This is a genomic window from Pseudomonas sp. GL_093, from assembly GCF_057837605.1.
The window spans coordinates 3,197,592-3,223,893 of the sequence record NZ_CM174448.1 but is presented as its reverse complement, the minus strand read 5'-3'; the positions used below and the strand labels follow the sequence as shown (position 1 = coordinate 3,223,893).

Genomic DNA, 26,302 nt, shown 5'->3' with positions numbered 1-26,302 from the left:
CATAAAAAAGGAGCCCCTTGGCCCCCCTTTCAGATGGTTCAGTTGAACTCGCTAACTACTTCAGACCAAAGACTTACCTTTTGACCCCGATTCTTGAAGAACTCTATTTCGCGCTTGATACCCGAGCTGAGATCCCAACCTGGTAGATCCAGAATGATCAGCTCTTCCATCATGTCCATGAACACAGCGTCCACTGGAGCCCACAGTTTGCCGATGGCGGCGCTGTCTTTGCCTTCAAATGCCAGGTTGATAGGGTGGGACATTGAAACTTGGCTAAACACCACACTGCCCGACTCAATGATGGTTGCCGCCACTTTGTTGCATTGAACGAAACGATCGTGGGTAACCGAAGCGTCTGCATGGCTGTAAGGGCAGGCTAGAAAAATCTTTCTCATTTTTACCTCGTAAAATGGAAGGGCCTACTGCCCTTCCCGACTATGGATTTTCGATTTCAGGCGGTCTGGACTGCTGGGGTACCAAAGTGATCTGCGATTTGAGCTCGCTCCTTTTCCTCAGCCTCAAAACGCTGGGCAGCAGGTACGGATATCTTGATGGCGATCGCAACAGCGAGCAGGCCCCCGAAGAGCTTGGCGAGCACGATTGGCATGATCAGGGTCGGCTGGAAGTTCGCGGTGAAAGCCAAATGATCGCCAATGGTTGCTTGGGCGCAGACGCCCAAGGCAACACACAGGACTTTGTCCCGGGCATTCATCTTCTTGAAGAGGTGGTACACAGCAATGATGTTGGCGAAGACCATAACAAACGCCGCGGCACCATCTGCCGAAAGCCCGAGATGCTTACCCAGGACTTCCATTGGTTTTTTGCAGTAACGCTGGAACAGGTAGCAGATCGGAAATGTGCCCGCGAGCATGATGCCGATGTAGCCAGCAATTTCGATGGCGCGGAACAGCTCCTTCTGGTCAGCGAACATCGGGTCGAATCCCCAAACACCAAAATTCTTCATGAAGAAACCGGTGAAATGCTCGACGATTGCAAGGGCCAGGACGATCTTGATGAAGGCATCCATCAGCTTACCGAACACCAGAAAGCCGGCCACCATGAGCGAAGCTCTGTAGCGCAAGCCAGCGGCCAGCAAGAAGCAGAAGACAAATAGAGGAGCGAGCAATTTGACGCACCCGACGAAGTCGAGTGTCAGGTAGTGAAGCGCGGGTGAAGTCGTAGACACCATCTCACGTACCGGCAGATTGAATGCCGTGATCATCGTCAGCGACGCAAGCACCGCGAAAGGGATGCTGATCAGCCCTGCCATTGCACCTAAAGCCAAATACTTGTGGTCTTTGCGCTCAAGCATCATCAGGCCGACGGGAATGAGGTAAACGATCGTGGCACCGGACGTATAGCCGACGATCATCGCGGTAATCCACATGTCACGGTTTGCCGCAAGTGCATCAGCGAGCTGATACCCGCCCATGTCCACCGCAATGATGGACAGTGCCGCAATCGAGACGTCGGATCCCATCGCACCGAAATACGGCCCGAGGGCGATTTCGATGAATTTCGAGAGGTACGGGATGGCGACCATGATCCCCGCTTGCGCAAGAAACACAGGGCCTATGGAGTGGATACCATTCACGAACTCCTTACCAAGGCCACCTTCAGGCTTGATCACAGAGGCGAATGCACCAACAACGGCGCCTATCATGATCATATAAATTACGTAGTTCCCGATTTCCGCCATCGCCTTTACCTGCACATGTATTGATTCAGTTGCTTTTATGGGTGCAACCAGAATTGGTCGCACCGCCGGAAGAGCACGAAGGCTCATAAATTCATTACTGGATCGTTCCTGATAGTCCGTGGGGGAGTATCAGGCGCGTATCAATGTTCGAATGCCCGATTCTGCGAAAAGTTATCGTCGCAGTGCTGAAGATCAGCGTCCATATGCCTATTTTTCGCAGTATTACTAACCACGACCCATGCCATTTGTTGTTTTTATGTGGTTATGATTGTTAAACATACTAGAATCGGTCATTTTTATTGCGTACTCTTTAGCTGCCCCTTTGAAAGCAATGGGTCGGCCATGAGTGACGGTAAAAGCGAATGCCTAACTCTGAAGTCTCTCGTTGCGAGTAGATCTTCACTGACCTCGTTACCCCGGCATTAATTGTGTGCCTCGGTAACAGCAATGCGCTGCTAAAGAGCATTCGCGTAGCACTGAGAGGATTGAACATGCGCCCCAACGAAAGACGGCAACATATCCTCGAGCTCCTTCGCCAACGGGAGCGGATCTCGGTCGACGAATTGGCCCGAACGCTTAGCACGTCGCAAGAAACGATTCGAAGGGATTTGACCGCCCTATCGGAGGACGGCCAGGTCACCAAATTCCATGGAGGAGCATCGCTTCCTCCAAGCGGAGAGCACGAAAACGCCTTTCAAACCCGAATGAACGAGTTTTCCCAAGAAAAACGAGCGGTCGCCAAATACGCAGCTGGACTCTACGCACCGGGTGATAGCGTCCTCATCGATACGGGCACTACGACCTTATTTTTCGCCCGGGAGTTGGCCAAACTCAATCGCATCACAGTCATTACGAACTCATTGCTAATCGCGGCCAGCATTGGCGCCAGCGGCAATCGTGTATTCATGATTGGTGGGGAATATCGCCCCGAATCGGAACAGAATATTGGGGCATTGGCCATGGAGCAGATCGCGAGGTTTAACGCGGAACATGCCGTTGTGACGATTGGTGCGCTGAGCTCAGATGGCGCTTTCGACTTTTCGATAGAGGAAGCTGAAATCACGCGAGCGATGATTGCGCGCACTCGCTACTTAACCGTGATCGCAGACTCCTCAAAGATGGGAAAGAGAGCGCTATTTCAGGTGTTTCCACTCGAACGGATTGATCGACTGATCATCGATCGCAAACCTATGGGTGAGCTTGCGAAAGCTTTAGAAGAAGCCCAAGTTGAGGTCCTTGAGGCACCACCGCTGAACAAATCAGATTGGCAATGAACAACTGAGGGGCGAGCTCTTTTACACGCCCCCCTGGAGAGTCATCCAGCACGATTGCTGAGCGATCCCAGCCTGCGAGCCAAGTCCTGCATTCCTTGGCTTAACGTGCTGAGTGAGGCCGCATCGCGGGCTCCTTCCTCACTGGCGGCGTGGATGCGAACTGCCAGCTCATTGATCTCTTGAGTGACGTAACTTTGCTCTTGTGCAGACACTGCAATTTGCCGGGCTCTTTGCACAATGTCGTCGAAGCTGGCGACGGTGCCTTCCAATGATTCCTGGAGCACATCCGCTTGCTTCGCCACCACACGAGTGCGGGTCTCGCTCGCAACCATCGTGCTGACCGCTGTCTCAGAAGCTAATCTGAGATCCCCGATCATTTGTTGGATTTGGTCTGCAGAGGCCTGGGTACGTCCTGCCAAAGTGCGGACTTCATCCGCGACTACAGCAAAACCTCTGCCTTGCTCGCCAGCACGTGCAGCTTCGATCGCTGCATTGAGTGCGAGAAGGTTGGTCTGTGAGGAAATCGACTTGATGACATCCAGTACCCCACTTACGCTCTCAATATCAGCGCCTAATTGAGTAATGGCCTCAGCTACTCCTGAAATGTCTCCCGTCAGAGACGCAATGGTTTGACCGCTCTCCCTAACATAGCCTGGGCTGGCTCGAGCACTGGTCAGCGACAACACTGCTGTTTCCGAGCAATCTCCTGTGTTCCTCGCAACTTCCTGCGCGCTGGAAGCCATCTCCGTAACGGCAGTGGCGAGCATCGTATTCTCCTGCCTCTGCTGATCAACTCGCTCGGACATTACAACCGAGAGCTCAGCTACTGCATCCGCTTGCTTCAGGAGAGTTGATGACTCACGCGCAATACTGTCCAGCATGCCCTGCAACCTGCCTGCGTACCCATTGACCGCGACCCTGAGCAAACCGATTTCATCATTTCTCACAATCCTGAGTTGTGCATCACCTGAGCCGCCCGCACTGCCTAGATTATTGATTTGAAGAGTTGTCTCCTTAACGAGTCTCACCAAAGATTTGCCCGCAAGCCACGCCAGGCCAAACAGAATCATCAAGACAGGGATAAGTATCGTCAGAATGTCCCGAGTGAGCTGACCCGCAATTGCAGTCATCCTCTTTTCAGGTGTCACAAGGCCAATAATCCAGCCTGTACTCGGAAGGCTGACCAAACTTGCGTAGGCTCCTGATCCAAAGGATTTCTCAGATTCAATATAAATAGTGCCATTCCCCCCTGCCGACTTGTCCCGCCACTGTTTCACCTGATTCAACCATGGGTATTGAGTCGCCACGTCCGCAGAGTCCGACATCAGGGTTCCTGGCTGAACGTAAGGTAAATACAAAACATTGCCCGTGCGATCGATAGCGAATGCGTATCCCCCCGTCACACCGCCATTGGCTTTAAGAAAATCAGCGAGTCCATTCAACGTGAGGTCGGTTGTGGCCACACCCGCAAATTGCGAGTCTCGACTGTATGCGACAGAACAGGTTGTCATTAACACTTTGCTGACGGGGTCAACGTATGCGTCAGACCATCCACATTTTCCTGAGGTCGCCATGGCGCCTTGTTTGTACCAGTCAGCGTCTTGGTAAGGCGCGATCCAGGTAAGTTGTTTTCATTGGAAAATGTCAGGGCGCCTTGCGCAGATCGAGCCCAATAGAAGCTATGCAGGCTCACACCTGATTTGAACGCATTCGGCTCCGGCCACAAACCTCCCCCCGCTACTGAAATGTCACCGGTAGCGTCGACAATCTTGCTTAGACTCGCCTTCACTTGATCGCCGTCGAGCGGAAGCGACTCACCCAAACTTGCTATAGATGCGGTTCGTCCCTCTATTTCAGCCAGCTTGATTTCCAGCTGTCTGGATATGGCCATCGCTGATTGCTCAGCCGCCTGTGTCTGAGCTTCGATCAGCTTGGGTTCGCCACGCAGAACGATCACACCGTAAATAAACGACGCGATAAACAGCAGGATGAATACGAGTGCCCATGTAAACCGTGAAATTATTGTCTTCGGCACGAGAATGCTCCGCACAATCCTGGACGCAAAAAAAACCTGCGACCCGGAGGGCCGCAGGCAAAACCTAACTTCTGACGTTAAAGATATGAGCCCAAGGCAGGCATGCGCTCAAGTTGCTTTCGACGAGTGATCCAGACAAAGAGGAATACAAACAGGCCTACGGCCATAGATGCCAGGACATACATCTGAGCAACTCGAAAGTCAGCTGGAATAATGAAAACGCACATTTCTATGAAAAGCCAAACACAAGCCCCGACCACTACCGGCCACTCCCACTTACCCAAGCTGAAATCATCAGGGTGGTGGATGTGTTTATGCCGAGTGAAGATATAGAGCAGAACGGTGCCGCTATAGAGCAGCGCAGGGAACAATGTCGCTGCGCCTAATAGTTGGGTCAGGGCGTCAGGACTGGTATAAAAGCTAAGCACGATGCCGATTGAAACAACTGCAGCCAAGACCGTTGCCCATAATGGCCCCCCAGTCGGACGAGGAACGACACTGAGTTTCTCGGAGAAAGGAAGACGCCCGTCGCGTGCCATTGCGTGAATTAGGCGACTATTACTTGTCATAATCACCAAACCACAGGCGAAAATTGCAATACATACAACGACCAGCACGATCTTACTAAACACTTCCCCGAGCGTCATCCGAATGACATCTGCCACGGGAGCGGAACTCTTCGTTAACTCGGCGACATTATCACCCAGCCCAAGACTGATAACGATCAGAAAGAGGGTACCGAGCACTCCACTTACCAAGATGGCATTTACCATGGCACGAGGCACTACTTGCTTAGGATTATGTGTTTCCTCAGCGAGGTTCGCTGCCGACTCCCAACCTACCAAGGTGAAAGCGCCAAGTAAGCCCGACAACATGAACGGGCCCAGCCATCCGAAGTAGTTCTCACTGTGGATGACACCTGTTGAAACAAGATTGGACGTATTGCCTTTTCCGAAGAACAGTACCGCAGCACCGATCGCGACAATCAATCCAAAGACTGCAACGACCTCTGCACCGACCGCCATGTTGTTGATTTTTGTGAGGATGGGTGTAGACCAGATGATCAAAAGCATCTGTATCACAAGCACCGCTACCGTCGTTGAAGCTCCAGTGGCCGCTGTGTACTCCCATCCCAAGAGCGGAAACAACGCTACCTGTGCAAGGCTATAGTCCACCGCCACAGCGACGATGGCGAGAAAAGCAAAACTTGCCCATCCGAACCACCAACCGAGAACAGGATTGACCAACCGACTCGCCCATTGATAACTGAATCCCGACAATGGGATTTTGCTGGCGAGCAGGCCGAACACAAGTGCGACCAGAAGTGTTCCTAACGTAACAAGCGGCCAAGTCCAAATACCTGCTGGCCCACTCGAAGTCAACATACTTCCATAGGTGGCAAACAGACCTGTTGTAATCGAGATAAAGGAAAAAGCAACCGCAAAAGACTCAAACTTACCTAGCGTCCTTTCAAACTGGGCTTGATATCCAACTTCGCCCACTTTTGCGCTCAAGCCATCTGACCGGGCGCTGGCATTATTATTAGACATTGAATGTCTCCTGGATTGTGCAGTACGAACAGACCCCGCCATTTGCCTATTTAAAAGGCAAAAAGATGGAGTTGATATATTTAACGCACTTCGAATGCCAGACTGCCTTTGCGTTGTGGGATTGCGCCTTTGGCACCCCCGAAACGGTCAGACAGATGGCCAACTTCCAGCTGACGCGTTGCGGACAGACAATTGCTCCACGCCAAGCCGTCAGCCGTCAAACGCTCAATTCAATTAACGCCAGTCTCTGCAACGCTTCACCGCGTCGGAGAAAGTGGTTCGCCATTGCAGTGCTTCCTCAGAACTAACTTTCGGTCTGAACTTTGTACTTGTGTTGCGTGGGGGTTTTAATTCGATACCTATCCCTTTTGCGGCGAGCGCGGCGCACCCAAAAGAGGTCAATTCATCAAAACGTTGGGTGACAATGCACCGTTGGAGGGCATCTGCGAGAAACTGAGAAAAATAGGGGCTGCGCGCCAGTCCGCCATCAATGGATAAACGATCGGTCACACTCAGGAAACTATCCATGGCGGTGATCACTTCAACGCTGCGAAGCGCGACGCCTTCCAGCAATGCCTGACACAGATCCTGGCGAGTAGTACCGCCATTCATGCCAACCCAAAGTGCTGCTGCGCTTCGATCCCAGTGAGGGCAAGCCAGTCCGGACAACGCTGGTACAAATGCGAGTTGTCGGGAAATAGCAGGCGACTCATCAAAACCCGCCAGCTCCGAAAAGTCGGAGAACAATCCGAGCCGTCCCGCCCATTCAACCGCCGCACTCGCATCATAGACTCCGCCATCCATGGCATAGGTTGGCTTGCCAGCGATTTGCCAGGCAATGGTCGCCAAAAGCCCCTTTTCCGGAGCCCGTATAATTTGATCGCCGGTCAAGGTCAGAGCAAATGCACCTGTACCAAAAGTAATTTTCGCGTCACCTTCTGCACGGCAACCATGACCGTAGAGTGAAGCCTGCTGGTCGACAATGGACGCGGTAACAGGTGTTACGCCAATCTCACCAAAGTGCCCGACGGTGTCTCGAATCTCTGGTAGCGTCTCAATGGGCACGCCGAACAGTTCACATAATTCGCTGTCCCACTGTCCCGTCGACAGATTCATGAGAGAAGTCCGCGAAGCAGTCGTTACATCGGTTGCAAAGACACCGGCAAGGCGATCCAGGAAATAGGCATCGGTGGTGCCTAGACGCAGTCTTCCGGCTCTTAAAGCACTCTGCGCCGCCGGCAGATTTTGGACTATCCAGGCCAACTTGCTCGCAGAAAAATAAGGGTCGAGCGGAAGTCCGGCACGCTCAAGGGTCAATGCCTCGCACCCATCACTGCGCAGCTTGGCAATCTCTGCGGAGGTTCGGTTGTCCTGCCAAACAATGACTGGAGATAACGGCTCTCCCGTTTGGGCATCCCACGCCAGGCAGCTCTCACCCTGGTTGGCAATGCCGATAGCGTCCACACGGCCAGTGGATTCCAGGCAGCGCTGGAGGTTGTTTAACAGCTCGAGCGGATCATGCTCCACCCAACCTGGATGGGGATGATGCTGCTGATGACGAAGTGAGTGCTGAATGTCGGCAGAACCATTCTGGGTTACTACCAATACACGAGTGCTGGTGGTGCCTTGATCGAGAGCGGCAATACGCATTTTTAAGTCTCCTCGGCAGGTTTCTTGTTATTGGCCGACAAAGTCGACTTCGAGTTGCTGTACGCCCTTCGGCACGTTCAAACTTGCGATCGGTATCAGAATTCGCCGCTCTGGAAGGGAGGAACTTGGGCGTGACCAAAGTTCTTTGCCATCTGCTCGAACGACCAAACGCCCTTTCGCTGCCCTGCTCACCCGCATTTGAAGATGCTTCATCCCCACTACAGAGGAGAGACTTAGCCGTTGTGGTACGCAGAGCTTCAATTCACCCTTGCAGATAATCTCTACCGCCCGGTCTGCAGCAGGAAGCTGCCCATGCAGATCACGGGCGATCATCGCAGCTATTTTTTTTCCCTCACGGAACGACCAGCCTGCAGTTTCAACGGGGCGTAATAGATTTCCTGCGGCGAAGTAAACTGGGTCGGAACAGCGCCCATACTGATCAATTTCCGGCCCACCGCTTTTCAGGTCGAGCTTTAAGTCACTCAATCGGACAAGGCTGGATTCTGGGATAAACCTTCCTGTTAGCAGCACACCGTCACAGTCGAATTCCTTAACGTTCCCGTCAGCCAAACGAACACTCGCGCCTTCCACTCGGCCGGTGCCGTGGATCTCAAGAAGTTGCGCGCCGAAATGCATGGGAACGCCGCAAAGCCTAGGAAAAAGCGACAAAGGCCAACGTGCAGTAGCCCGGCTATTTGCCTCGATCATCGCAACAGGTTTGATCCCCGCACGACGGCAGCTCATAACCGAAGAGAGACTGACGAGCTCCGTGCCCACGATCAAAGGTCGATCAAAGGGTTTGAGGTGCTCCAGGTAGAGATAGGACTGAAAGGCCCCGGTATTGATAACACCAATCGGGCGATCACCACCCACAAGACGAGCCGAACGCGGTGTCTCCCTTGCCCCCGTCGCAATAAGCACCCGACGGGCCTGGATGATGAGTGCCTTCTCAGGACTCACAATCTCCAAGCGGCCGCCATCCCCAAGCCGCGTCACCGAGTGCTTTACACGGATGTCCACGCCGGCTTTTAGCGCTTCTGCGACGTTACGCTTGGCATAGTCAGGGCCTGTGTAGATCCTGCCGTATTCCCGGAATCCAAAAGGAGGATGTCCACAGTGGCGAGGTATGCCGCCAGCTTCTGGTTCACGCTCGATCACAACGACTTTATCTATGCCAAGCTTGCGCAGCTCTATCGCAGCCGAAAGACCAGAAGGCCCACCACCGATAATGGCGACATCAACATTTTCGATTTTATTTGGATTCATGACAAACACCTGTAGCCAGGGGAATGGCGAGATGGCCGGCGCTTAGCTCGGCCACTCGCGCCCCACAATAAAAACCTTGGCAACGTCCCATGCAGGCACGTGTCCGGCGCTTTAAACCGCCCAAGTCACCAGGCGGCAGCGCGCTGGACAATGCATTCTCAATTTCTCTGAGCGTGACCATTTCACAGTGGCAAATAATTTCCCCGTAGCCTGGCCGCTGATAATCCCGAGGCAAGTGTTCAGCCAGATTGGGTAGTGAAGGCCATTGAAGGTTGGTCGGTGCGATCGGCAGATGACGCCCTTCGTAAATACTGAAAACATGCTTTGCGATACCAAGCGCAGCCGTCAGGCCGGTGGAGCGAATGCCACCGACGGTAATCCAGTTCTTACCCTCAACTCGGCGTACTCGATATTCTTTCTTGTCACTTGCAGGTCGCAGTGCTGCATAGGTTGCAGTCACTGGCATTCCCTCAAGCGCGGGAATGCGCTCAACAGCGGCGTCCACCAATTGGCTCAGAATTTCACTATCAAGGCCCGCATGAATGCGATCTTCCTGCTCCTCAGCTGTAGGCCCGACGAGGAGATTGCCGTAGACCGTCTTCGTCAGGACGATGCCCTTGGTGCGCTCGTTGGGCACCGGCAGTACGATATTCGTTAGATAGCGCGAGGCTGCCTTATCGAAAACAACAAATTGGCCTTTACGAGGATGGATGGAGAAGCTCGATTTGCCGAGAAGCTTTTGCTCTAGCAAGTCACCGAACAAGCCGGCGCAATTGATGATCGTCTTGCCTCGAACCACACCGCTTGTGGTATCAAGCGACCAGGTTTCACCATCAAACTTCCCACCGTTAACTTCGCTGTTGAATTTCACTTGAGCGCCATGAATCAGCGCCTGCAGCAGATACCCCAAAGGGGCCGACCAAGGGTCAATCAAATACTCGCCGGGGACTTCTGCCGCCCCGAGCGCATTGAGTGCCAAGCTCGGCTCCAGGGCACGTACACGATTGCGATCAATCAACTTGACGTCCGCGACGCCGTTGTCATGCGCTTGCTGGACAATACCTTCCAGCTTCTGTAGATCATCCTCGTTCCAGGCAACGACCATCGCGCCTGTCTTAAGTACGGGTAGCGACATCTTTTCGTGAATGTCCAGGTACTCGCGGTAGCCATCCTTCATGCACTGGAGTTCAAGACTGCCTCGCGGTGCATCGAAGCCCGTATGCAAAATGGCGCTATTCCCTTTGCTAGCGCCTGAAAGGATATCGGGGCTTTTTTCCAGAAGAAGCACGCGGGCCCCTTCCAGAGTAAATCGCCGTACCATCGCGCATCCCACAACACCGCCGCCAATAACTACAACGTCGTAGGCATCGGTCTGATTCGGGAATGGTTTCGTCATGATCAAGCCTATCTGGTGAAGTAACAGCATCTTTAATGATCGAATAAGGGTGCACTGCATATGCCACTGACCGATTTTAGGTTGGAGTGACCGATTGCCCACTCCTTATCACTCGCTTATTTCCCGACCATCAAAATGATGAGCAAGAAAAACGAGCATAAAAGCTGAGCAGAAAACCAATGTTTATTGAGGTATAAGGCTAAAAAGGTAGATGCGAGAACCTCATTGATCGACTGACCAAATCCACGATCGCCACATGCATTCCGTCAAAACATCTATCCAAGTGAAATTCTGTGGAATCAGTCAACCTGACGAGAAGTGCTACGAGGCTACACAATGGAGCACCAAGTGGTTACCTTTGCACACTTTTATGACTAAAAGCCTTATTCCATATGGGTTACGAGCTATCGATCTTTAGCTGATAACGGCCAATTAAAAAATAAAACTCACAACCTTCGGGCCTTAACTTGCCTGCTGTCGGTCAACAAAACCAAATTAAAATGACAAATATTTAAATATAAACCACATAAAACCACACATAGAAATTACATAGGCACGGATGGTGCGATCTAGAAGGAGCTTTTGCCCGCCCGGGCTTTCCCTTCTTTAGAGATGTCATTGCCATGCAACGCAGAACTAAAATAGTCGCCACCCTCGGCCCTGCAACCAATACTCCTGAAGCGATCGAAGGCCTTGTAGAAGCGGGCGTCGACGTTGTGCGCCTCAACTTTTCCCATGGTTCAGCCGAGGATCATCTGGCCAGAGCCGAGCTCGTCAGGAAAATAGCGGCCAAACATGGTCGATTCATTGCTGTATTAGCCGACCTGCAAGGCCCAAAAATTCGCATTGCTCGCTTCACTGAAGGAAAAGTGAACATCACCAAAGGCCAACAATTCGTTCTGGATGCGACGCTTGAGCGCGACGCCGGTGATGAAACGCGAGTAGGCATCGATTACAAGGCCCTCATTACTGATAGCCGCCCTGACGACATTCTGCTGCTTGACGATGGCCGAATTGAATTGCGGGTACTGACGGTTAATCCCACATCACTTGTTTGCGAGGTTGTCGTCGGAGGGCCTCTCTCCAACAACAAAGGGATCAACCGCAAAGGCGGAGGGCTTTCTGCTTCTGCTCTTACTGAAAAAGATCGTGAAGACATCAAGACTGCAGCCCTGATGCGTGCCGACTACCTGGCAGTGTCCTTTCCCCGTGACGCAGCCGACATTCATCTCGCACGCCAACTGCTGATTGAGGCAGGCGGAGAGGCAGGGCCAAAATCGAGCGGGCAGAAACAGTGCAAGACACTCGAATTCTGGATGCGATCATTTTGGCTTCCGAAGGAGTCATGGTGGCTCGGGGCGACCTTGGGGTCGAGTTTGGCGATGCAGAACTGGTTGCAGTTCAGAAGCTAATCATTGACCGCGCCAGGACGCTGAATCGGGTTGTCATTACAGCTACCCAGATGATGGAAACCATGATCACCCAGTCGATGCCGACACGTGCGGAGGTGTTTGACGTTGCGAACGCAGTATTGGATGGCACTGATGCGGTCATGCTCTCCGCCGAAACAGCTGCCGGCGCGTATCCCATCGAAACAGTACAAGCTATGAATCGCGTCATTCTTGGCGCTGAAAAACACCCTCTGGCTCATCGATCTAAACACCGAGTTGATGAGGTATTTCACAAAATCGACGAATCCATTGCGATGTCCGCCATGTACGCAGCCAATCACTTGCATGGGGTCAAAGCGATAATTTGCATGACCGAAAGTGGCGACACTCCTCGGTTGATGTCACGTATCCGATCTCACCAGCCGATCTTTGCGTTTTCTCGCAACACTCGCACTCAGAACCGCGTTTCGCTCTTCCGAGGCGTAAGTACCGTTCCATTCGATAGCGACGCTTTTCCTCACGAAGAGGTTAATCGTCGTGCCGTTCAAGAGCTCCTGAATCGAGGCGTCGTTGCAGAGGGCGATCACGTCCTGATTACTAAAGGTGACTATTCCAATGCCCAGGGCGGGACGAACTCACCGCGCGTTGTGCGAGTAGGCGACGCCATTCATTGAGGGATGACCTGACCATGAAAACGTATTCCGCCGCTTTAATCGATTTCGCCCGCAAATCGCGCATTTGAAAGTCAGCTTTCGGAATGCCAGCGGCTTCCCGCGCATCATCAAATCTTTTTTTGAGCATGCTTGTCGTAATCGACTGCCCGTTCTCCATCAAGACCAGGCGAGAAATGCGCGATTTGCGGGCGAAGGCGGCGACGGACAAGGAAGAATCGACAGGCAATATACGGGCAGCCCGCGATCAACTTGGGCACACCACCGTCGGTATGACAGAGCAATACATTCGAATGCGCAAAGGGATGAAAGTCACGCCGACAAAATGACCGATGGTAGCGAGTTGCGGAGCAGAGATTGGATTTTGCGGGGCAAAAAAATAAGGGCTTGCGTGAGGTATGTCACGCAAGCCCTTGATATTCATGGTGCCCGAAGCCGGAATCGAACCGGCACGCCCTTACGAGCGGGGGATTTTAAGTCCCATGCGTCTACCAGTTTCGCCATTCGGGCGGTAGCGCGGTGAAGCAGTCTGAAGACTGTCAAATAACGATCTGGCAGTTCTGACGCCTGTGCAGCAGAGGGGGAAATATATACATCCCGCTCTGGTGAAGCAAGTTCGCGACGGACCTTTTCAAGACTAAATCTTGCAGGACAGTGCAAATAAAAAAGCTCCGTAAATCATAGATCTACGGAGCTCGTTTAAAGTGGAGGCCGAGGTCGGAATCGAACCGGCGTAGGTGGATTTGCAATCCACTGCATAACCATTTTGCTACTCGGCCTCAAGCATCGGATGTCATGTAGCACAACATCAAACGCGTACAAACTTGGAATCAGATACGTGATCTAACTCCTTGAAAACATTGAGCTTTTTCAGCAGTCAGTGCTTTCGATGGCGTGAATTATGTACTGATTTCCCGAGGCTGGCAACCCCTTGATTTCAAAAAAAATTCCGTCAGGTGGTTTCCATGTTTCAAGGGGGTTATTCAACCCTTCAGGCCGGGATCGTCCGTTACGTCTTCTACTGCGATCAACGGTTCAATGCCCCAGTCGCCATGCAAATACCAATCGTCTCCGATCATTTCGGCTGGATGCATTGTCCTGTCGGAGCCATTGCCGCACGCCAGGGAATTGGCTGGACAGTATCTGTCGCAGCCCCAGCAAATGCGCTCGGGATGTTTGGGGCTGATGGGAAAGTTCTTGGCCATGTCGATCCCCGGTTTGCCTCTAGGATGTGCCTCCAACCTACATCGCTCGCGCAAAGGTGGCCTTGATACGGATCAAGGTACGACTAAGCTTGTCCTGCCGGGAAATCGGCTACGGCATAGCGTTTTCCGGTCCTTGGGCAGCCACATAAAAACACCTGGAGAAGCTTCTTATGCCTGGTAAAAAAACACCTGCCGGAGACCAAAGCCCTGTCCGATTGTCGACCTGGGATGATGAGGGCGCGGAAAAATCACTCGATGCAGAAGCATTTTCCTCTCCCCCCGAATTGACCAATGCAGAACTGGTCCACCTTCGTGTCCGGGTGATTGCCCTGGAAAACCTGGTCATCGCGTTACTGACACAAGGTTCGGATCAACAGTTAGCCGTCGCTCGCGAAATGGCCGCCTACATTTCACCCCGGCCCGGCTTCACCCAGCATCCGCTGACGATTCACGCAGCTGCGCAGATGAGCGACAGCGTCGACCGCGCCGAGCGGTTTCGAAAGCGTTCCCAGTCATAGGCTTAATCGCTGAAAACTTGATAACAATCATTATTGTTCGCAGGAAAGCTTCCTACACTCGGGCTCTTACTCGTTAGTGCCCAGGAAGACATCATGCGTACGACCTTTTCGCTGTCACTCGCCCTGCTCTTGCTCACACCGTTGGCTCAGGCCAAGGAATACCCGATCGGGGAACCCCAGTTGTGTCCGGGGCTGGAAGTCGGGGCGGTGTATTTGCAGCCGATCGAGATGGCGCCTGCCGGCATGATGCGGGCCACAGCGGATTCCGATGTGCATCTGGAAGCCGACATTCGCGCCACGGCGGACAATCGACAGGGCTTTCAGGAAGGCAGTTTCGTGCCTTACCTCAATGTCTCGTTCAACCTGAAAAAACAGGGCAACGAGAACGAACTCAAAGGCGATTTCCACGCCATGGTCGCCAATGACGGTCCGCACTATGGCGACAACGTAAAGCTGCTCGGTCCAGGCAAATATCAGCTGACCTTCACCGTTTTGCCACCCGGTGGTCATGGGTCCCTCGGCCGCCATACCGACAAGGAAACCGGCGTAGCGCCCTGGTTTGAACGCTGCGAATTGCACTACGAGTTCATCTACGCCGGCATCGGTAAAAAAGGCGGCTATTGAATGAAGCGCCTGCAGATTGCCTGGCTGATGCTTGCCGGAGCAGTGGCGCCGCTCACGGCCTATGCCGAATTACCGAGCTATGAACTCAGCCTGCGCGATGGCCACTTCACCCCCGCGTTGCTGGAGGTGCCGGCCGGACAGCGCTTCAAAATCATCCTGAAAAATATCGGCCAAGGGCCCTCAGAGTTCGAGAGCACACCGTTGCGGGTTGAAAAAGTACTGTCGCCGGGCGTGACGACTTTCGTAGTGATTCATCCCCTCAGGCCCGGTCACTACCCCTTCTTCGACGAGTTCAATCCGCAACTGCCCGAGGGCGGCATCCTCGCGAAATAACCCGTTCCAACACGGAGTTTTCATGAATCAATCAATGTTCATTGTCTGGCGCGAAAGCGTCGAGGCGCTGCTGGTGATCGGCATTCTCCAGGCCTGGGTCAGCCAGCAGCATCAGGGCGATCGACTGGCGAAGTACTTGTGGGCGGGCGTCGTGCTGGGGTTGATGCTTTCGGGCCTGCTGGCGGTGTTGATTCTGTTTGCCGGTGAGGCCATGAGCGGCTCCGCCAGTGAATGGTTCCAGGCCGCACTCGCGCTGATGGCCAGCCTGCTCATTGTGCAAATGGTCGGCTGGATGCACCGCCACGGGCGTACGCTCAAGCACGATTTGCAACGACACGCCGACAGCCACCTGGCCCGGCAAGGTGGCGCAGGTCTGTTACTGCTGGCCATGCTCGCCGTCAGCCGCGAAGGCAGTGAAACGGTGGTCTTTCTCTATGGCGCCGGCGCTCAGTTGCGAGGTCCGCAGCTCGGTTTGTTTGCCATCGGCGGCGCAATGGGGCTGGTGCTGTCGGCGCTGACCATTGCCCTGCTGCACAGTAGTCGCCGGTTCATTTCGTGGCAGCGATTCTTTGCCATCAGCGAAGCTGTTTTGCTGGTACTCGGCGCGGCACTGCTAGTCAGCGGCACCGAGCGAATTGGCGGTCAATTACTTGCCATGGATTTACCGGAGGTGATGTACAGCATCGTTGGTGATGCGCTTTGGGACAGCAGCGCCTTACTCAGCGACAGCCATGGGTTGGGTGGTTTTCTTGCCGGCTTCGCCGGTTATCGCGCGACGCCCAGCGGCATGACGTTACTGGTGCTGGCCGGTTATTGGCTGACCGTCGGCGGTTGGCTGCGTCAACGTGCTGCGGAAAAAGTCCCATGCCTGAGCTGAGTCGCCACAATCGTTTACTCCAGCGACTGGGCGATGGCATGCGTCGCCATGCTCCCGTCATTCGTGCCGTGCAGTGGGTCGTCGTGTTGTTCTACGCGTTGCTGTTGGTGATCCCGGCGGTGTTGCCGCTGCCGGACAGCCAGGCACGGATGCTCGATAACCTGACCCTGTTCGCGCAGTTTCTGTTCTGGGGCGTTTGGTGGCCGTTCGTGCTGCTGTCGATCGTGCTGTTCGGACGACTCTGGTGTGGCGTTCTCTGTCCGGAAGGCTCACTCAGCGAATGGGCCAGCCTTTACGGCAAAGGGTTGGGTGTGCCGCGCTGGTTGCGCTGGGGCGGCTGGCCAACCCTGGCGTTCTGCCTGACGACCCTCTACGGCCAGTTGATCAGCGTTTATGACTACGCCCAGGCGGCGCTGTTGATTCTGGGCGGTTCGACTGTCGCCGCAGTCGTCGTCGGGCTGCTGTTCGCCCGGGGCAAGCGCGTCTGGTGCCGTTACCTGTGCCCGGTCAGCGGCGTCTTCGCCCTGCTCGCTCGCCTGGCTCCCGTGCATTTTCAGGTCGACGAACAACGCTGGATGGAAAATTCCGCACCACGCCTGCCGCCGCCCAACTGCGCGCCCTTGCTCGATATCCGTCGTATGCGAGGCGCCAGTGACTGCCATGCCTGCGGACGTTGCAGCGGACAACGCGGCGCCGTTCAGCTGATCGCCCGCTCCAGCAACCAAGAGATTCTTCACGCGACAGCGCAGACGCTTTCGCCGTGGGACGCGCGCCTATTGCTGTTCGGTGTGATCGGCCTGGCCATGGGCGCATTTCAGTGGACAGTCAGCCCATGGTTCGTCGCCCTCAAACAAACCCTCGCCCAATGGCTGGTCGAGCACGACCAACTCTGGGCCCTGGAGGACAACGCGCCCTGGTGGCTGCTCACCCACTACCCGCAGCTCAACGACAGCTTCAGTTGGCTCGACGGTTTCAGCATCGTCGTTTATCTCGGTTTGAGTTCGATGGTGTTGGGCACGGCGTTGATGATCCTGCTGCGCCTGACGGCGCGACTGGCGCAAAATCCTGCACTGTATTGGCCCCTGGCGCTGACACTCACGCCCTTGGGTGGTGCGGGATTGTTTCTCGGGCTGTCGGCCACAACGGTGAAATTGCTACGCTATGAAGGTCTGCTGCTGGAATGGGTACAACCGGCCAGGGCTTGTCTGTTATTGGCCGCGATGGGCTGGAGTCTGTTGCTGGGTTGGAAACGGCTGGACCGCGAAGGCCTTTCCCTGGCGCGGCGCGGGTTGGGCAGCGCGTGCCTGTTACTGGCCATCGGGACGGTTGGATGTGGCTGGTGGTTGCAATTCTGGGGCTGGGCCTGAGCCCCTCGACACAACCACCCACCGAATCAACTAGACCTTAAAACGCGCCACCGTCTGGTGCAGCGCCCCGGCCATCTGCGCCAAATCGTGACCCGCGGTGTGAGTATGTTGAGCACCCAGCAAAACCTGTTCGGACAAGTTGCGAATCCCCATCAGATTGCGATCCACCTCCCGCGCCACCAATGCCTGCTCTTCCGTGGCACTGGCGATCATCATGTTGCGCTCGTTGATCTGCGAGATTGACCGGGTGATCTCATCCAATGCATCGCCCGAGCGTTGCGCCACTTCAAGGGTGGCCCGCACCAGGTTGCTGCTGCTTTGCATGGCCGTCACCGCATGGCCGGTATCGAGACGAATGTTGCCAATCATCTGCTCGATCTCCTGGGTGGACTCTTGAGTGCGATGCGCCAGGGCGCGCACTTCATCGGCAACCACGGCAAAACCGCGTCCGGCATCACCGGCACGGGCCGCTTCAATGGCTGCGTTGAGGGCCAGCAGATTGGTCTGCTCGGCGATGCTGCGAATCACGTCCAGCACCTTGCTGATGTCCTGCACCCGGCCCGCCAGTTGCTCGATGCGTTGCGAGGTGTCGGTGACGCCATCGGCCAGTGCGCCGATTGAAACCACGGTTTCCTGAACCTGTTCACGCCCGCGCTGTGCGGTTTGCTCGGACTGCCGCGAGGCCTCGGAGGTGCTGACCGCATTGCGCGCCACTTCATCGACCGCAGCGGTCATCTGGTTCACTGCGGTGGCGGCCTGCTCGATCTCCAACCCCTGCAATTGCAGGTTACTGCTGGTCTGGCTGCTGACCGCGCTCAGCTCTTCGGAGGAACTGGCCACCTGGTCAACCGAGGTCGCGATGTGCTTGACCATGGCATTCAGACTTTGCTGCATCTGATGCATGTTCATCATCACGCTGCCGCCGACACTTGAGTTCACGGGCACCTGAATCGTCAGGTCGCCTTGAGCGATCTGACTCAAAAACCGTGCGGCATCATCCGGCTCGCCGCCCAATGGACGGGTCACACTGCGCGTGACGATCACCGCCGCGGCGATGACCAGCGCCACACAGAACAAAAACAACCCGAGCATATTGCGCCGGGCATCGCTGTACAGTTCCTGAGCCGACTGTTCCCGGTCGGCGAATATTTTCCCTTGCAGCACCATCAACTGATCCAGGCTGCCATAAACCTCGCGCTCGGCCGGCACGACCTTTTGTTTCAGCTGTGCCATGGCGTCGTCGAAGGCCCCTTGCCGGATCAACACCTGCACTTGGGTGAACGCCGCCACGTAGGCTTCGCGATTTTTCTTCAGCGTGGCATAAGCGGTTTTGCCCTCAGGCAAATAGAACAACGGCTCAAGCGTTTCGAGTGCCTGAGTGATCCGTTTCTTGGTGGTGTCGATCGACTGCTGCACTTGCTGATTGTTTTTATCGATCAGTAGATCCCGGGTGTTCCTGGCGTTATCGCGCACGCCGGTGGCAATGACCATGATCGGATCGATCTTCGGCCAGTCCTGCTTGACGATGACTACCGCCTGCTCCTTGAGCGTTGCCAGATCGTGCAACGCGTAAAACGCCATGCCCATCAATGCCAACGGCGCGATGGCAAAACCGATGACGATACGTTGTGCTGTCGTTAATTTGGCCATATCAAATGCTCCCCGTTTGATACCTGCCGATTGGCAGCGCATTTGAAAACCTAATGTTGGATGTCTCTGCTAAACGTAAAACCTCAGCCTCGGCTACCCCCGTAACACGAAGGCTGGAAACAACTCGCGCATGGCCTCCCACAGCTCAGGTAGCAAGGCTTGTGCCGAAACACTCGGCAGCAGCGGATCGAACATTCGCTCGGTGCGCACCAGTTGCACGGCGAAGCGTTTGACGCCGAGTTCGCTCAAGCGCTTGGCGAGGATCAGCAGACGCGCCGGTTCGAACAGATGCCAATGCACCGTGGTGCGACACTCGTAGTCGACACCGCTGGCCAGCAGATGCTCAAGGCTGCGCCAGTTGGCTGTTCCGCTGCCCTCGACCCGGGTGATCGCCTGGCAATCCTCGGGCAACGCCTTGACATCGAAACCGACCCAATCGGCCCCGGCCAGTGCCTTGGCGAACGCCAAGGGTTTGATGCCGGCGCTGTGCAAACCGATGCGAAATCCCATCGCCCGCACCTCATCCATGGCGCCGAGCAAACCATCCTGCAAGGTCGGCTCTCCACCACTGAACACCACCGCATCGAGCAGGTCCTGACGCCGTTGCAGAAACGCCAACACCCGCCGCCAATCCACTTCGTCTGTGCCACGAGGCGGGATCAACTGCGGGTTATGGCAGTAACGACAACGCCAGGCGCAACCCTGGCAAAACAGCACGCAGGCGAGCTGTCCCGGATAGTCGATAGTGGTCAGGGGCACCATGCCCCCGACCCGAAGCGTTCGACTCATTGGCGCCCGGCCAGCGCCGCGCTTTCGGTGAAGTGCACCCGCTCGCGGTGCTCCGACTGTTTGCCCGGATTGAACGCCGACACAGGGCGGTGATAGCCCATTACCCGGGTCCAGACTTCGCAGCGTTGACGTTGAGCCTGGGGCAATGTTTGCGATGCAGTCATGGTGAAGCTCCTTGCAGTTGAGTGGATCGAAATCAATGAACGGTGCCGAGTTTCTGTTCTTTCAGCAGCAGTGCTTCGTCGCACTTGGGGCAGAACTCATGCTCGCCATCGAGGTAGCCGTGCACCGGGCAGATGGAGAACGTCGGGGTCACGGTCAGGTACGGCAGGCGGAAGCGGCCAAGGGCTTTGCGCACCAGTTGCTTGCAGGCCTCGGTCGAAGAAATCCGCTCGGCCATGTACAGGTGCAAGACCGTGCCGCCGGTGTATTTGCATTGCAGTTCGTCTTGAAGTTCCAGGGCCTCGAAGGGGTCTTCGGTGTAGCCCACGGGCAGTTGCGAGGAGTTGGTGTAATACGGCGCTTGCACGCTGCCAGCCTGGAGAATCTCGGGGTAGCGCTTTAGGTCTTCCTTGGCGAAGCGGTAGGTCGTGCCCTCGGCGGGCGTCGCTTCCAGGTTGTACATGTGGCCGGTTTCTTCCTGGAATCGCAGCAGGGTGGCACGCACATGATCGAGCATCTTCAGGGCAAACTGGCGGCCGTGCTCGGTGTGCATGCCCTCCTCGTCGCCGGTGAAATTGCGCAGCATTTCATGCATGCCGTTGAGGCCGATGGTCGAGAAGTGGTTACGCAGGGTGCCGAGGTAGCGCTTGGTGTACGGGTACAAACCGGCATCCATGTGGTGCTGAATCACCTTGCGCTTGACCTCCAGGCTCTCCATCGCCAGCTCCATCAGCGTGTCCAGACGCTGCAGCAAACCGCTGGTATCACCCTTGAACACATAGCCCAGCCGCGCGCAGTTGATGGTGACGACGCCGAGCGATCCGGTCTGCTCCGCCGAGCCGAACAAGCCGCCGCCACGCTTGAGCAACTCGCGCACATCCAGCTGCAAACGGCAGCACATCGAGCGCACCTGATTGGGCTGCAGGTCCGAATTGAGGAAGTTCTGGAAATACGGCAGGCCGTAACGCGCAGTCATCTCGAACAGGCGGTCGGCGTTTTCACTGTCCCATGGAAAGTCATGGGTGATGTTGTAGGTCGGGATCGGAAAGGTGAACACCCGCCCTTTTGCATCGCCGGCCTGCATCACCTCGATGTAAGCGCGGTTGAGCAGCTCCATTTCGACTTGCAGGTCGCCATAGGCAAACGGCATTTCCTCACCGCCGATGACGGGTATCTGTTCACGCAAATCCTGCGGGCACACCCAGTCGAAAGTCAGGTTGGTGAAAGGCGTCTGGGTGCCCCAGCGCGAGGGCACGTTGAGGTTGTAGATGAACTCCTGGATCGCCTGGCGCACCTCCTGAAAACTCAGCTGATCCTTGCGCACATAAGGCGCCAGGTAGGTGTCGAACGAGCTGAACGCCTGGGCGCCGGCCCATTCGTTTTGCAGGGTGCCGAGGAAATTCACCATCTGCCCCAGGGCACTGCTCAAGTGCTTCGGCGGACCGGCTTCGACACGCCCCGGCACGCCATTGAGCCCTTCGTGCAACAGGGTGCGCAGCGACCAGCCGGCGCAGTAGCCGGCGAGCATGTCGAGGTCGTGCACATGCAAATCCGCCTCGCGGTGAGCCTGACCGATGGCCTCGCTGTACACCTCGTCCAGCCAGTAGTTGGCGGTGACCTTGCCCGACACGTTCAACACCAGACCGCCCAGGGAATAGCCCTGATTGGCGTTGGCCTGGACCCGCCAGTCTTCACGGTCCAGGTATTCGTTCATTGAGGTCGCCACTTCGACCAGGGTCCGGCGGTCGCGGCGCAAGCGCCCGTGCTGTTCGCGGTAGACGATGTAGGCTCGCATGGCGAGGAAGAAACCGGCGTCCATCAACACCCGTTCAACACGGTCCTGGATTTGCTCGACGTGCAGCCTCGGCAAACCTTCGAGCCTGGCCAATACCGCGTGAAGCAAGCCTTCAACCTCAACCTCGCCGTACTCCCCCGTCGCGTTGCCGGCGGCGATCAATGCCTGACGGATTTTGTCGGCATCGAAGGCGACCTGACTGCCATCGCGTTTGTGCAAGCGGTTACATCCTACTGCGATCAGCGTGCTCTGCATTTGGCCTCCAGACACTACATATAGACTTAAATAAACTTAAAACCACAACATGCAGTGAAGGCTACGGACAAAGTGCTGATCTGCAATTGATCGATATCAAGAATTGACGGACAAAAAAAACCGCCCGAAGACGGCAAAGGAAAACTGTTGGTAAGCCGGGGATTGGTACTCTGATCTGAAATCCACCCCTCACCCTAACCCTCTCCCCAGGGGGGCGAGGGGACTGACCGAGGTGTTCTTTCGAGTGACATCGACCTGAAAAGCCCGAGTCAAACTCAGGCTCGAAAAGCATGAAGATCGGCCCCCTTTCCCCCTCTCCCCTATGGGGAGAGGGCTGGGGTGAGGGGTGGATTTCGGATCAGCACACACCCCCCGAATCAACCCCCACTCATGTTCATGAATCTGACAATCTGTACCTCCCCGTCGGGGCTGAAATCATGGCGCAGAGGCTTACCGCGCAAGGCCTTCTGCACCGCGTTGATCACCGGTTGGTCATCCAGCGGATACCGCCTCAACAATCCACGTAAATCCAGCGCATCATCCTGCCCCAGACACAGCAACAGCTTCCCTTCAACCGTCATCCGCACCCGATTACAGCTGCCACAAAAGTTGTGGCTGTTGGGCGAAATGAAACCGATCCGGGTCTCGGGATGGCGTTCCAGACGCACATAACGCGCCGGTCCACCGCTGTTTTCGGTGCTGTCGAGCAACCGATGCCGACTAGCGATCAACGTGCGCACTTCGTCGCTGGAACAGAACGTTTCGCCCCGGGAACGACCGACGTCGCCCAAGGGCATTTCTTCGATGAAACTGATGTCGATGCGCTGGTCGATGGCGTATTGCACCAACGCCGGGACTTCATCGAAGTTGCGTCCTTTCATCACCACGCAGTTGAGTTTGATCCGCTCGAACCCTGCGTCCCGCGCCGCTTCAATGCCATTGAGTACCTGGTCGAGATCGCCGATGCGGGTGATCGCCCGAAACTTCTGCCCGTCCAGGCTATCGAGGCTGATGTTCATCCGCTTGACCCCGGCGTCGACCAACGGCCGGGCCAGACGGCCCAGCTGCGAGCCGTTGCTGGTCATCACCAGTTCGCGCAAACCGGGCAAAGCGGCGATGTTGCGGCACAGTCCGACAATGCCGGGGCGGATCAGCGGCTCGCCGCCGGTCAGACGGATTTTGCGTACGCCCAGGCCGACGAACAGCGTCGCCAAACGCTGCAATTCCTCCAGCGTGAGCACCTGCTGACGTGGCAGGAACGTCATGTTTTTCGCCATGCAATACACACAACGAAAATCACAGCGGTCCGTCACCGACATCCGCAGATAATCGATCTGCCGCCCAAAACCATCCTGCATCACAGCGTTCATCACTTCTCCCGGTTTGCCTTGATGCTCACTGCACCAGCGGTGAGTCGGCGCCCTGCAAGTGGATGCCACGAATATCGGCTGCACCGATCAGGGTTTGCAGGTATTGCACCAGCGCTTTCTGCCACACGCCTTGCTGCAATTGCGTGCGGATCGCCGTCGACACCACTTCATAGGGCAACGGCATGCCTTCGATTCGCTGATCGACACTGATCACATGCCAGCCGTAGCGACTTTCCAGCGGTTTACTGGCCAGGCCCGGTGCCAGGGTGAACAGCTGACGCTCCAGTTCGGGCACGGTCTGGCCCTTGCTGATCTGTCCCAAAGAACCGCCTTGAGCCTTCGACGGGCAGGCCGAATATTTCACGGCCAGCTCGGCGAAACTGCCGGGGAATTCTTCCAGTCGTTGCAGCAGAACTTCCGCCTGATCATGCGCAACGGCGCGCGCCTCGACATCATCCGGCGCGCATTCGAGCAGGATGTGCCGCACTGCCAGCAAAGGCGCGCTGTGGAAGCGCCCGCGATTGTTTTCGTAGTAACGCAGACTCGACTCCTCGTCGCACTGCGGCACTTTCACCTCACGTTCGAGCAGCAAGCGCGTGGCCGCTTCTTCTTCGTTCTCACCGGCGCCGATCTCCAGCGACACACCGAGCTCGGTGATGCGCTGCTGCAACAACTCGCGGATCACCAGCGCCCGGGCGGCCAGGTAGACCGCCTCCTCGCGGCTTTCGGCCGGGTGATATTGCAGCTCCTGGGCCATCGCCTCCGGGGTGATCGACACCTCGTTGACGCTGATGATCGGCCACTCCTGTTCACTGCTGGCGATCAACTGCGCCGGGGCGTCATCGGCCCCTGCGGGCTCAACCGGCAGGGCTTCAAACTGCGCCTCTGCGACCGGCGCGATGTCGAGAACGGCCTCCGCTTTTTTTGAAGAACCGCAGCCACCGCTGCTCCCATTACCGCCACCACATCCGCATCCACCTGACATGATTGTCTCCTCAGTACTTCTGACGAACGATTTGATAACGACGCCCCAGGTACCAGATCGGTGCGCTGATCATGTGTACGAGACGAGTGAAGGGGAACAGCACAAACAGGGTCAAACCGAGAAACACATGTAACTTGTAAGTCAGTCCGACCGGCGCGATGGACGCCGCCGCTTCCATCGGACGCAACAGCACGGTGTTCTGCGCCCAATCGGCGAGCATCACCATCACCGAGCCATCCATATGCGCGGTGGACGCCGCAATCGTCAGCAGACCGAGCAGCAATTGCGCCAGCAGCACCAGCAGAATCAGGATGTCCGAAGGACTGGAGGTGGCACGGACCCGAGGGTCGCTGAGCCGCCGGTTAACCAGCATCAGCAGGCCAATCAGGCACAACAGACCGAAGAACCCGCCCGAAACCATTGCCAGCAACTGCTTGTTCTCAGTGCTGATCACGTGGTGATAAATCGACGCCGGGGTCAGCAGGCCGACAAAGTGTCCGGCCAGCACGAACAACACACCGATGTGGAAGAAGTTGCTCGCCACGCGCATGCCGCGCTGATTGAGCATCTGGCTGGAGCCTGCTTTCCAGGTGTATTGCGACAGGTCGAAGCGGGCCCAACTTCCGATCAGGCAAATCGCCAGGGCTACGTAGGGATAGACCCCGAACAACAACAGGTTCCATTTAGACATTGCCTACCTCCTTGGCTGGCACGGCGGCCAACCCTTCATGCTGAAAATCCACCCAGTGCAACGGCACCGCGCTTTCCTCACGGGCCTTGCCCGGTGCGCTTGGCAGTCCACTGCAACGGTCCTGCTGTTCGGCCTGGAGGAAGTCCACGGCCTCCTCTTCCCAGATCTTGTCGAGGGCTTCGAGGGAGTCGTCGCGAGGTTCCGCCGCGACCTGCGCCCGCAGGTCGGCGACCGCTTGATGCGGCTCGGCCCCGGCAATTTGCAGCAGCGCCCGGAAGCAGCTGGCATAGGCGCTTTCGCGCTCTTCCAGACGTGCGGCGAGCAAGGCCAGCAAGTGCGAAACATCCGCCAGGCCCTCGCGGGCCTCGATGTCTTCGCGGGTGGAGAGGAACTCCAGGTACAGCGGGATGTAATCGGGCAGCTCTTTGACGCCGATGGCAAAACCGGCTTCTTCGTATTGCGCCATCATGTCGACCATGGCCTGGCCACGGTCGCGGGATTCACCGTGCACATGCTCGAACAACAGCAGCGACAGCGAGCGCCCCCGACCGAACAGCGCACCGTAGTGCTCCTGCCCGTCCATCAGGTCATTGCCGCAGATCAGCTCGAGCAATTCGAACAACGCACCGCGTTGTGTCGGGCTGATTTCCCGTGACTGGATGATCGCTTGCTCCAGTTCGTCGCGACCGCCAATCAGCGTCTCAGTCGGGTAGTCGAGCAGCAGCGAAATCACTTTGAGAATTTGCATG

Annotated in this window: 22 protein-coding genes, 2 tRNA genes and 4 pseudogenes; 8 read left to right on the top strand and 20 right to left on the bottom strand. The window is 56.0% G+C overall.

Going from position 1 to position 26,302, the window contains the following annotated elements; translation table 11 throughout:
• Positions 1-38: 38 nt before the first annotated feature.
• Together AC3IUE_RS14920 and eutH are read right to left on the bottom strand one after the other, a co-directional pair.
• A complete protein-coding gene (locus tag AC3IUE_RS14920) occupies positions 39-395 on the bottom strand; it encodes a DUF1937 family protein (RefSeq protein ID WP_489268403.1) in 357 nt (118 codons plus the stop codon).
• A gap of 56 nt (positions 396-451) precedes the next feature.
• Positions 452-1,699 carry an ethanolamine utilization protein EutH gene (eutH, locus tag AC3IUE_RS14915; RefSeq protein ID WP_489268847.1) on the bottom strand — a complete coding sequence of 416 codons (1,248 nt, stop codon included), beginning with the start codon at positions 1,697-1,699 and terminating at the stop codon, positions 452-454.
• A 491-nt stretch (positions 1,700-2,190) separates the two neighbouring features.
• On the opposite strand from eutH, the gene AC3IUE_RS14910 reads away from it, so the two are divergent.
• On the top strand, positions 2,191-2,973 hold the full coding sequence (locus tag AC3IUE_RS14910) for a DeoR/GlpR family DNA-binding transcription regulator (protein WP_489268401.1): 783 nt from the start codon (positions 2,191-2,193) through the stop codon (positions 2,971-2,973).
• A gap of 41 nt (positions 2,974-3,014) precedes the next feature.
• Here AC3IUE_RS14910 and AC3IUE_RS14905 read toward each other — a convergent pair whose 3' ends face one another.
• The 6 genes and pseudogenes from AC3IUE_RS14905 to AC3IUE_RS14880 all read right to left on the bottom strand — a co-directional run bounded on the left by AC3IUE_RS14905 (position 3,015) and on the right by AC3IUE_RS14880 (position 10,870).
• A complete protein-coding gene (locus AC3IUE_RS14905) occupies positions 3,015-4,103 on the bottom strand; it encodes a methyl-accepting chemotaxis protein (RefSeq protein WP_489268845.1) in 1,089 nt (362 codons plus the stop codon).
• A 357-nt stretch (positions 4,104-4,460) separates the two neighbouring features.
• Positions 4,461-4,547: pseudogene (locus AC3IUE_RS14900) on the bottom strand (hypothetical protein); the annotation flags it as partial.
• Between the two features lie 538 nt (positions 4,548-5,085).
• Positions 5,086-6,558 carry an amino acid permease gene (locus AC3IUE_RS14895; RefSeq protein ID WP_489268399.1) on the bottom strand — a complete coding sequence of 491 codons (1,473 nt, stop codon included), beginning with the start codon at positions 6,556-6,558 and terminating at the stop codon, positions 5,086-5,088.
• Positions 6,559-6,792: 234 nt separating this feature from the next.
• Positions 6,793-8,208, bottom strand: a complete 1,416-nt coding sequence (locus tag AC3IUE_RS14890) for an FGGY family carbohydrate kinase (protein ID WP_489268397.1) — start codon at positions 8,206-8,208, stop codon at positions 6,793-6,795.
• A gap of 27 nt (positions 8,209-8,235) precedes the next feature.
• Positions 8,236-9,474 carry an NAD(P)/FAD-dependent oxidoreductase gene (locus AC3IUE_RS14885; protein WP_489268395.1) on the bottom strand — a complete coding sequence of 413 codons (1,239 nt, stop codon included), beginning with the start codon at positions 9,472-9,474 and terminating at the stop codon, positions 8,236-8,238.
• Positions 9,461-10,870, bottom strand: coding sequence for an NAD(P)/FAD-dependent oxidoreductase (locus tag AC3IUE_RS14880; protein WP_489268393.1), 1,410 nt, complete (start codon positions 10,868-10,870; stop codon positions 9,461-9,463). Before AC3IUE_RS14880 ends, AC3IUE_RS14885 begins: the two co-directional genes overlap by 14 nt.
• 623 nt (positions 10,871-11,493) lie before the next feature.
• Between AC3IUE_RS14880 and pyk the strand changes: the two are divergent.
• Together pyk and AC3IUE_RS14870 are read left to right on the top strand one after the other, a co-directional pair.
• Positions 11,494-12,935 (top strand): annotated as a pseudogene (gene pyk / locus AC3IUE_RS14875) (pyruvate kinase).
• A 170-nt stretch (positions 12,936-13,105) separates the two neighbouring features.
• Positions 13,106-13,261, top strand: a pseudogene (locus AC3IUE_RS14870) (integrase); the annotation flags it as partial.
• Positions 13,262-13,355: 94 nt separating this feature from the next.
• On the opposite strand, the gene AC3IUE_RS14865 reads toward AC3IUE_RS14870, so the two are convergent.
• From AC3IUE_RS14865 to AC3IUE_RS14855, 3 genes are all read right to left on the bottom strand, one after another.
• Positions 13,356-13,442: transfer RNA gene (locus AC3IUE_RS14865), tRNA-Leu, on the bottom strand.
• 195 nt (positions 13,443-13,637) lie between these two features.
• Positions 13,638-13,711: transfer RNA gene (locus tag AC3IUE_RS14860), tRNA-Cys, on the bottom strand.
• A gap of 204 nt (positions 13,712-13,915) precedes the next feature.
• The gene (locus AC3IUE_RS14855; RefSeq protein WP_033055179.1) at positions 13,916-14,137 is read right to left on the bottom strand and encodes a DUF3079 domain-containing protein; all 222 of its coding nucleotides are present in this window, start codon (positions 14,135-14,137) and stop codon (positions 13,916-13,918) included.
• Positions 14,138-14,307: 170 nt separating this feature from the next.
• Here AC3IUE_RS14855 and AC3IUE_RS14850 point away from each other — a divergent pair, with 170 nt between their 5' ends.
• The 5 genes from AC3IUE_RS14850 to AC3IUE_RS14830 all read left to right on the top strand — a co-directional run bounded on the left by AC3IUE_RS14850 (position 14,308) and on the right by AC3IUE_RS14830 (position 17,856).
• Entirely contained in the window at positions 14,308-14,655 is a 348-nt protein-coding gene (locus AC3IUE_RS14850) for a hypothetical protein (protein ID WP_462037688.1), read from the top strand.
• A gap of 93 nt (positions 14,656-14,748) precedes the next feature.
• Entirely contained in the window at positions 14,749-15,279 is a 531-nt protein-coding gene (locus AC3IUE_RS14845; protein WP_008153602.1) for an iron transporter, read from the top strand.
• Positions 15,280-15,612 carry a cupredoxin domain-containing protein gene (locus AC3IUE_RS14840; protein ID WP_489268390.1) on the top strand — a complete coding sequence of 111 codons (333 nt, stop codon included), beginning with the start codon at positions 15,280-15,282 and terminating at the stop codon, positions 15,610-15,612.
• A gap of 22 nt (positions 15,613-15,634) precedes the next feature.
• The gene (locus AC3IUE_RS14835; protein WP_489268388.1) at positions 15,635-16,489 is read left to right on the top strand and encodes an FTR1 family iron permease; all 855 of its coding nucleotides are present in this window, start codon (positions 15,635-15,637) and stop codon (positions 16,487-16,489) included.
• The gene (locus AC3IUE_RS14830) at positions 16,477-17,856 is read left to right on the top strand and encodes a 4Fe-4S binding protein (RefSeq protein ID WP_489268387.1); all 1,380 of its coding nucleotides are present in this window, start codon (positions 16,477-16,479) and stop codon (positions 17,854-17,856) included. Before AC3IUE_RS14835 ends, AC3IUE_RS14830 begins: the two co-directional genes overlap by 13 nt.
• A 30-nt stretch (positions 17,857-17,886) precedes the next feature.
• Here the strand turns inward: AC3IUE_RS14830 and AC3IUE_RS14825 are convergent, their stop codons facing one another.
• The 9 genes and pseudogenes from AC3IUE_RS14825 to narJ form a co-directional block, all read right to left on the bottom strand.
• A complete protein-coding gene (locus AC3IUE_RS14825) occupies positions 17,887-18,591 on the bottom strand; it encodes a methyl-accepting chemotaxis protein (protein ID WP_370655155.1) in 705 nt (234 codons plus the stop codon).
• 396 nt (positions 18,592-18,987) lie between these two features.
• Positions 18,988-19,506, bottom strand: a pseudogene (locus AC3IUE_RS14820) (MCP four helix bundle domain-containing protein); the annotation flags it as partial.
• 93 nt (positions 19,507-19,599) lie between these two features.
• A complete protein-coding gene (locus AC3IUE_RS14815) occupies positions 19,600-20,295 on the bottom strand; it encodes an anaerobic ribonucleoside-triphosphate reductase activating protein (RefSeq protein WP_461998241.1) in 696 nt (231 codons plus the stop codon).
• Positions 20,292-20,459: an anaerobic ribonucleoside-triphosphate reductase gene (nrdD, locus tag AC3IUE_RS14810; protein WP_017338867.1), complete on the bottom strand. Its 168-nt coding sequence runs from the start codon at positions 20,457-20,459 to the stop codon at positions 20,292-20,294. The genes AC3IUE_RS14815 and nrdD overlap by 4 nt, the downstream gene beginning before the upstream one ends.
• A 32-nt stretch (positions 20,460-20,491) precedes the next feature.
• The gene (locus tag AC3IUE_RS14805; RefSeq protein WP_489268384.1) at positions 20,492-22,507 is read right to left on the bottom strand and encodes a ribonucleoside triphosphate reductase; all 2,016 of its coding nucleotides are present in this window, start codon (positions 22,505-22,507) and stop codon (positions 20,492-20,494) included.
• A gap of 377 nt (positions 22,508-22,884) precedes the next feature.
• The gene (moaA, locus tag AC3IUE_RS14800; protein ID WP_489268382.1) at positions 22,885-23,877 is read right to left on the bottom strand and encodes a GTP 3',8-cyclase MoaA; all 993 of its coding nucleotides are present in this window, start codon (positions 23,875-23,877) and stop codon (positions 22,885-22,887) included.
• A 25-nt stretch (positions 23,878-23,902) separates the two neighbouring features.
• The gene (locus AC3IUE_RS14795; protein ID WP_489268380.1) at positions 23,903-24,862 is read right to left on the bottom strand and encodes a peptidylprolyl isomerase; all 960 of its coding nucleotides are present in this window, start codon (positions 24,860-24,862) and stop codon (positions 23,903-23,905) included.
• A gap of 10 nt (positions 24,863-24,872) precedes the next feature.
• Positions 24,873-25,553 carry a respiratory nitrate reductase subunit gamma gene (gene narI, locus AC3IUE_RS14790; RefSeq protein ID WP_461998237.1) on the bottom strand — a complete coding sequence of 227 codons (681 nt, stop codon included), beginning with the start codon at positions 25,551-25,553 and terminating at the stop codon, positions 24,873-24,875.
• Positions 25,546-26,301, bottom strand: coding sequence for a nitrate reductase molybdenum cofactor assembly chaperone (gene narJ, locus AC3IUE_RS14785; protein WP_134102494.1), 756 nt, complete (start codon positions 26,299-26,301; stop codon positions 25,546-25,548). Before narJ ends, narI begins: the two co-directional genes overlap by 8 nt.
• Between the last annotated feature and the right edge of the window lies 1 nt (position 26,302).

Coding starts and splice junctions, on each gene's coding strand:
- AC3IUE_RS14835 (WP_489268388.1), top strand. CDS start 15,635: ATGAATCAATCAATGTTCATTGTCTGGCGCGAAAGCGTCGAGGCGCTG.
- AC3IUE_RS14855 (WP_033055179.1), bottom strand. CDS start 14,137: ATGGCCAAGAACTTTCCCATCAGCCCCAAACATCCCGAGCGCATTTGC.
- AC3IUE_RS14905 (WP_489268845.1), bottom strand. CDS start 4,103: ATGACTGCAATTGCGGGTCAGCTCACTCGGGACATTCTGACGATACTT.
- AC3IUE_RS14910 (WP_489268401.1), top strand. CDS start 2,191: ATGCGCCCCAACGAAAGACGGCAACATATCCTCGAGCTCCTTCGCCAA.
- AC3IUE_RS14830 (WP_489268387.1), top strand. CDS start 16,477: ATGCCTGAGCTGAGTCGCCACAATCGTTTACTCCAGCGACTGGGCGAT.
- eutH (WP_489268847.1), bottom strand. CDS start 1,699: ATGGCGGAAATCGGGAACTACGTAATTTATATGATCATGATAGGCGCC.
- AC3IUE_RS14920 (WP_489268403.1), bottom strand. CDS start 395: ATGAGAAAGATTTTTCTAGCCTGCCCTTACAGCCATGCAGACGCTTCG.
- AC3IUE_RS14850 (WP_462037688.1), top strand. CDS start 14,308: ATGCCTGGTAAAAAAACACCTGCCGGAGACCAAAGCCCTGTCCGATTG.
- narJ (WP_134102494.1), bottom strand. CDS start 26,301: ATGCAAATTCTCAAAGTGATTTCGCTGCTGCTCGACTACCCGACTGAG.
- AC3IUE_RS14795 (WP_489268380.1), bottom strand. CDS start 24,862: ATGTCAGGTGGATGCGGATGTGGTGGCGGTAATGGGAGCAGCGGTGGC.
- narI (WP_461998237.1), bottom strand. CDS start 25,553: ATGTCTAAATGGAACCTGTTGTTGTTCGGGGTCTATCCCTACGTAGCC.
- AC3IUE_RS14895 (WP_489268399.1), bottom strand. CDS start 6,558: ATGTCTAATAATAATGCCAGCGCCCGGTCAGATGGCTTGAGCGCAAAA.
- AC3IUE_RS14890 (WP_489268397.1), bottom strand. CDS start 8,208: ATGCGTATTGCCGCTCTCGATCAAGGCACCACCAGCACTCGTGTATTG.
- AC3IUE_RS14880 (WP_489268393.1), bottom strand. CDS start 10,870: ATGACGAAACCATTCCCGAATCAGACCGATGCCTACGACGTTGTAGTT.
- nrdD (WP_017338867.1), bottom strand. CDS start 20,459: ATGACTGCATCGCAAACATTGCCCCAGGCTCAACGTCAACGCTGCGAA.
- AC3IUE_RS14825 (WP_370655155.1), bottom strand. CDS start 18,591: ATGACCGCTGCGGTCGATGAAGTGGCGCGCAATGCGGTCAGCACCTCC.
- moaA (WP_489268382.1), bottom strand. CDS start 23,877: ATGAACGCTGTGATGCAGGATGGTTTTGGGCGGCAGATCGATTATCTG.
- AC3IUE_RS14815 (WP_461998241.1), bottom strand. CDS start 20,295: ATGAGTCGAACGCTTCGGGTCGGGGGCATGGTGCCCCTGACCACTATC.
- AC3IUE_RS14885 (WP_489268395.1), bottom strand. CDS start 9,474: ATGAATCCAAATAAAATCGAAAATGTTGATGTCGCCATTATCGGTGGT.
- AC3IUE_RS14840 (WP_489268390.1), top strand. CDS start 15,280: ATGAAGCGCCTGCAGATTGCCTGGCTGATGCTTGCCGGAGCAGTGGCG.
- AC3IUE_RS14805 (WP_489268384.1), bottom strand. CDS start 22,507: ATGCAGAGCACGCTGATCGCAGTAGGATGTAACCGCTTGCACAAACGC.
- AC3IUE_RS14845 (WP_008153602.1), top strand. CDS start 14,749: ATGCGTACGACCTTTTCGCTGTCACTCGCCCTGCTCTTGCTCACACCG.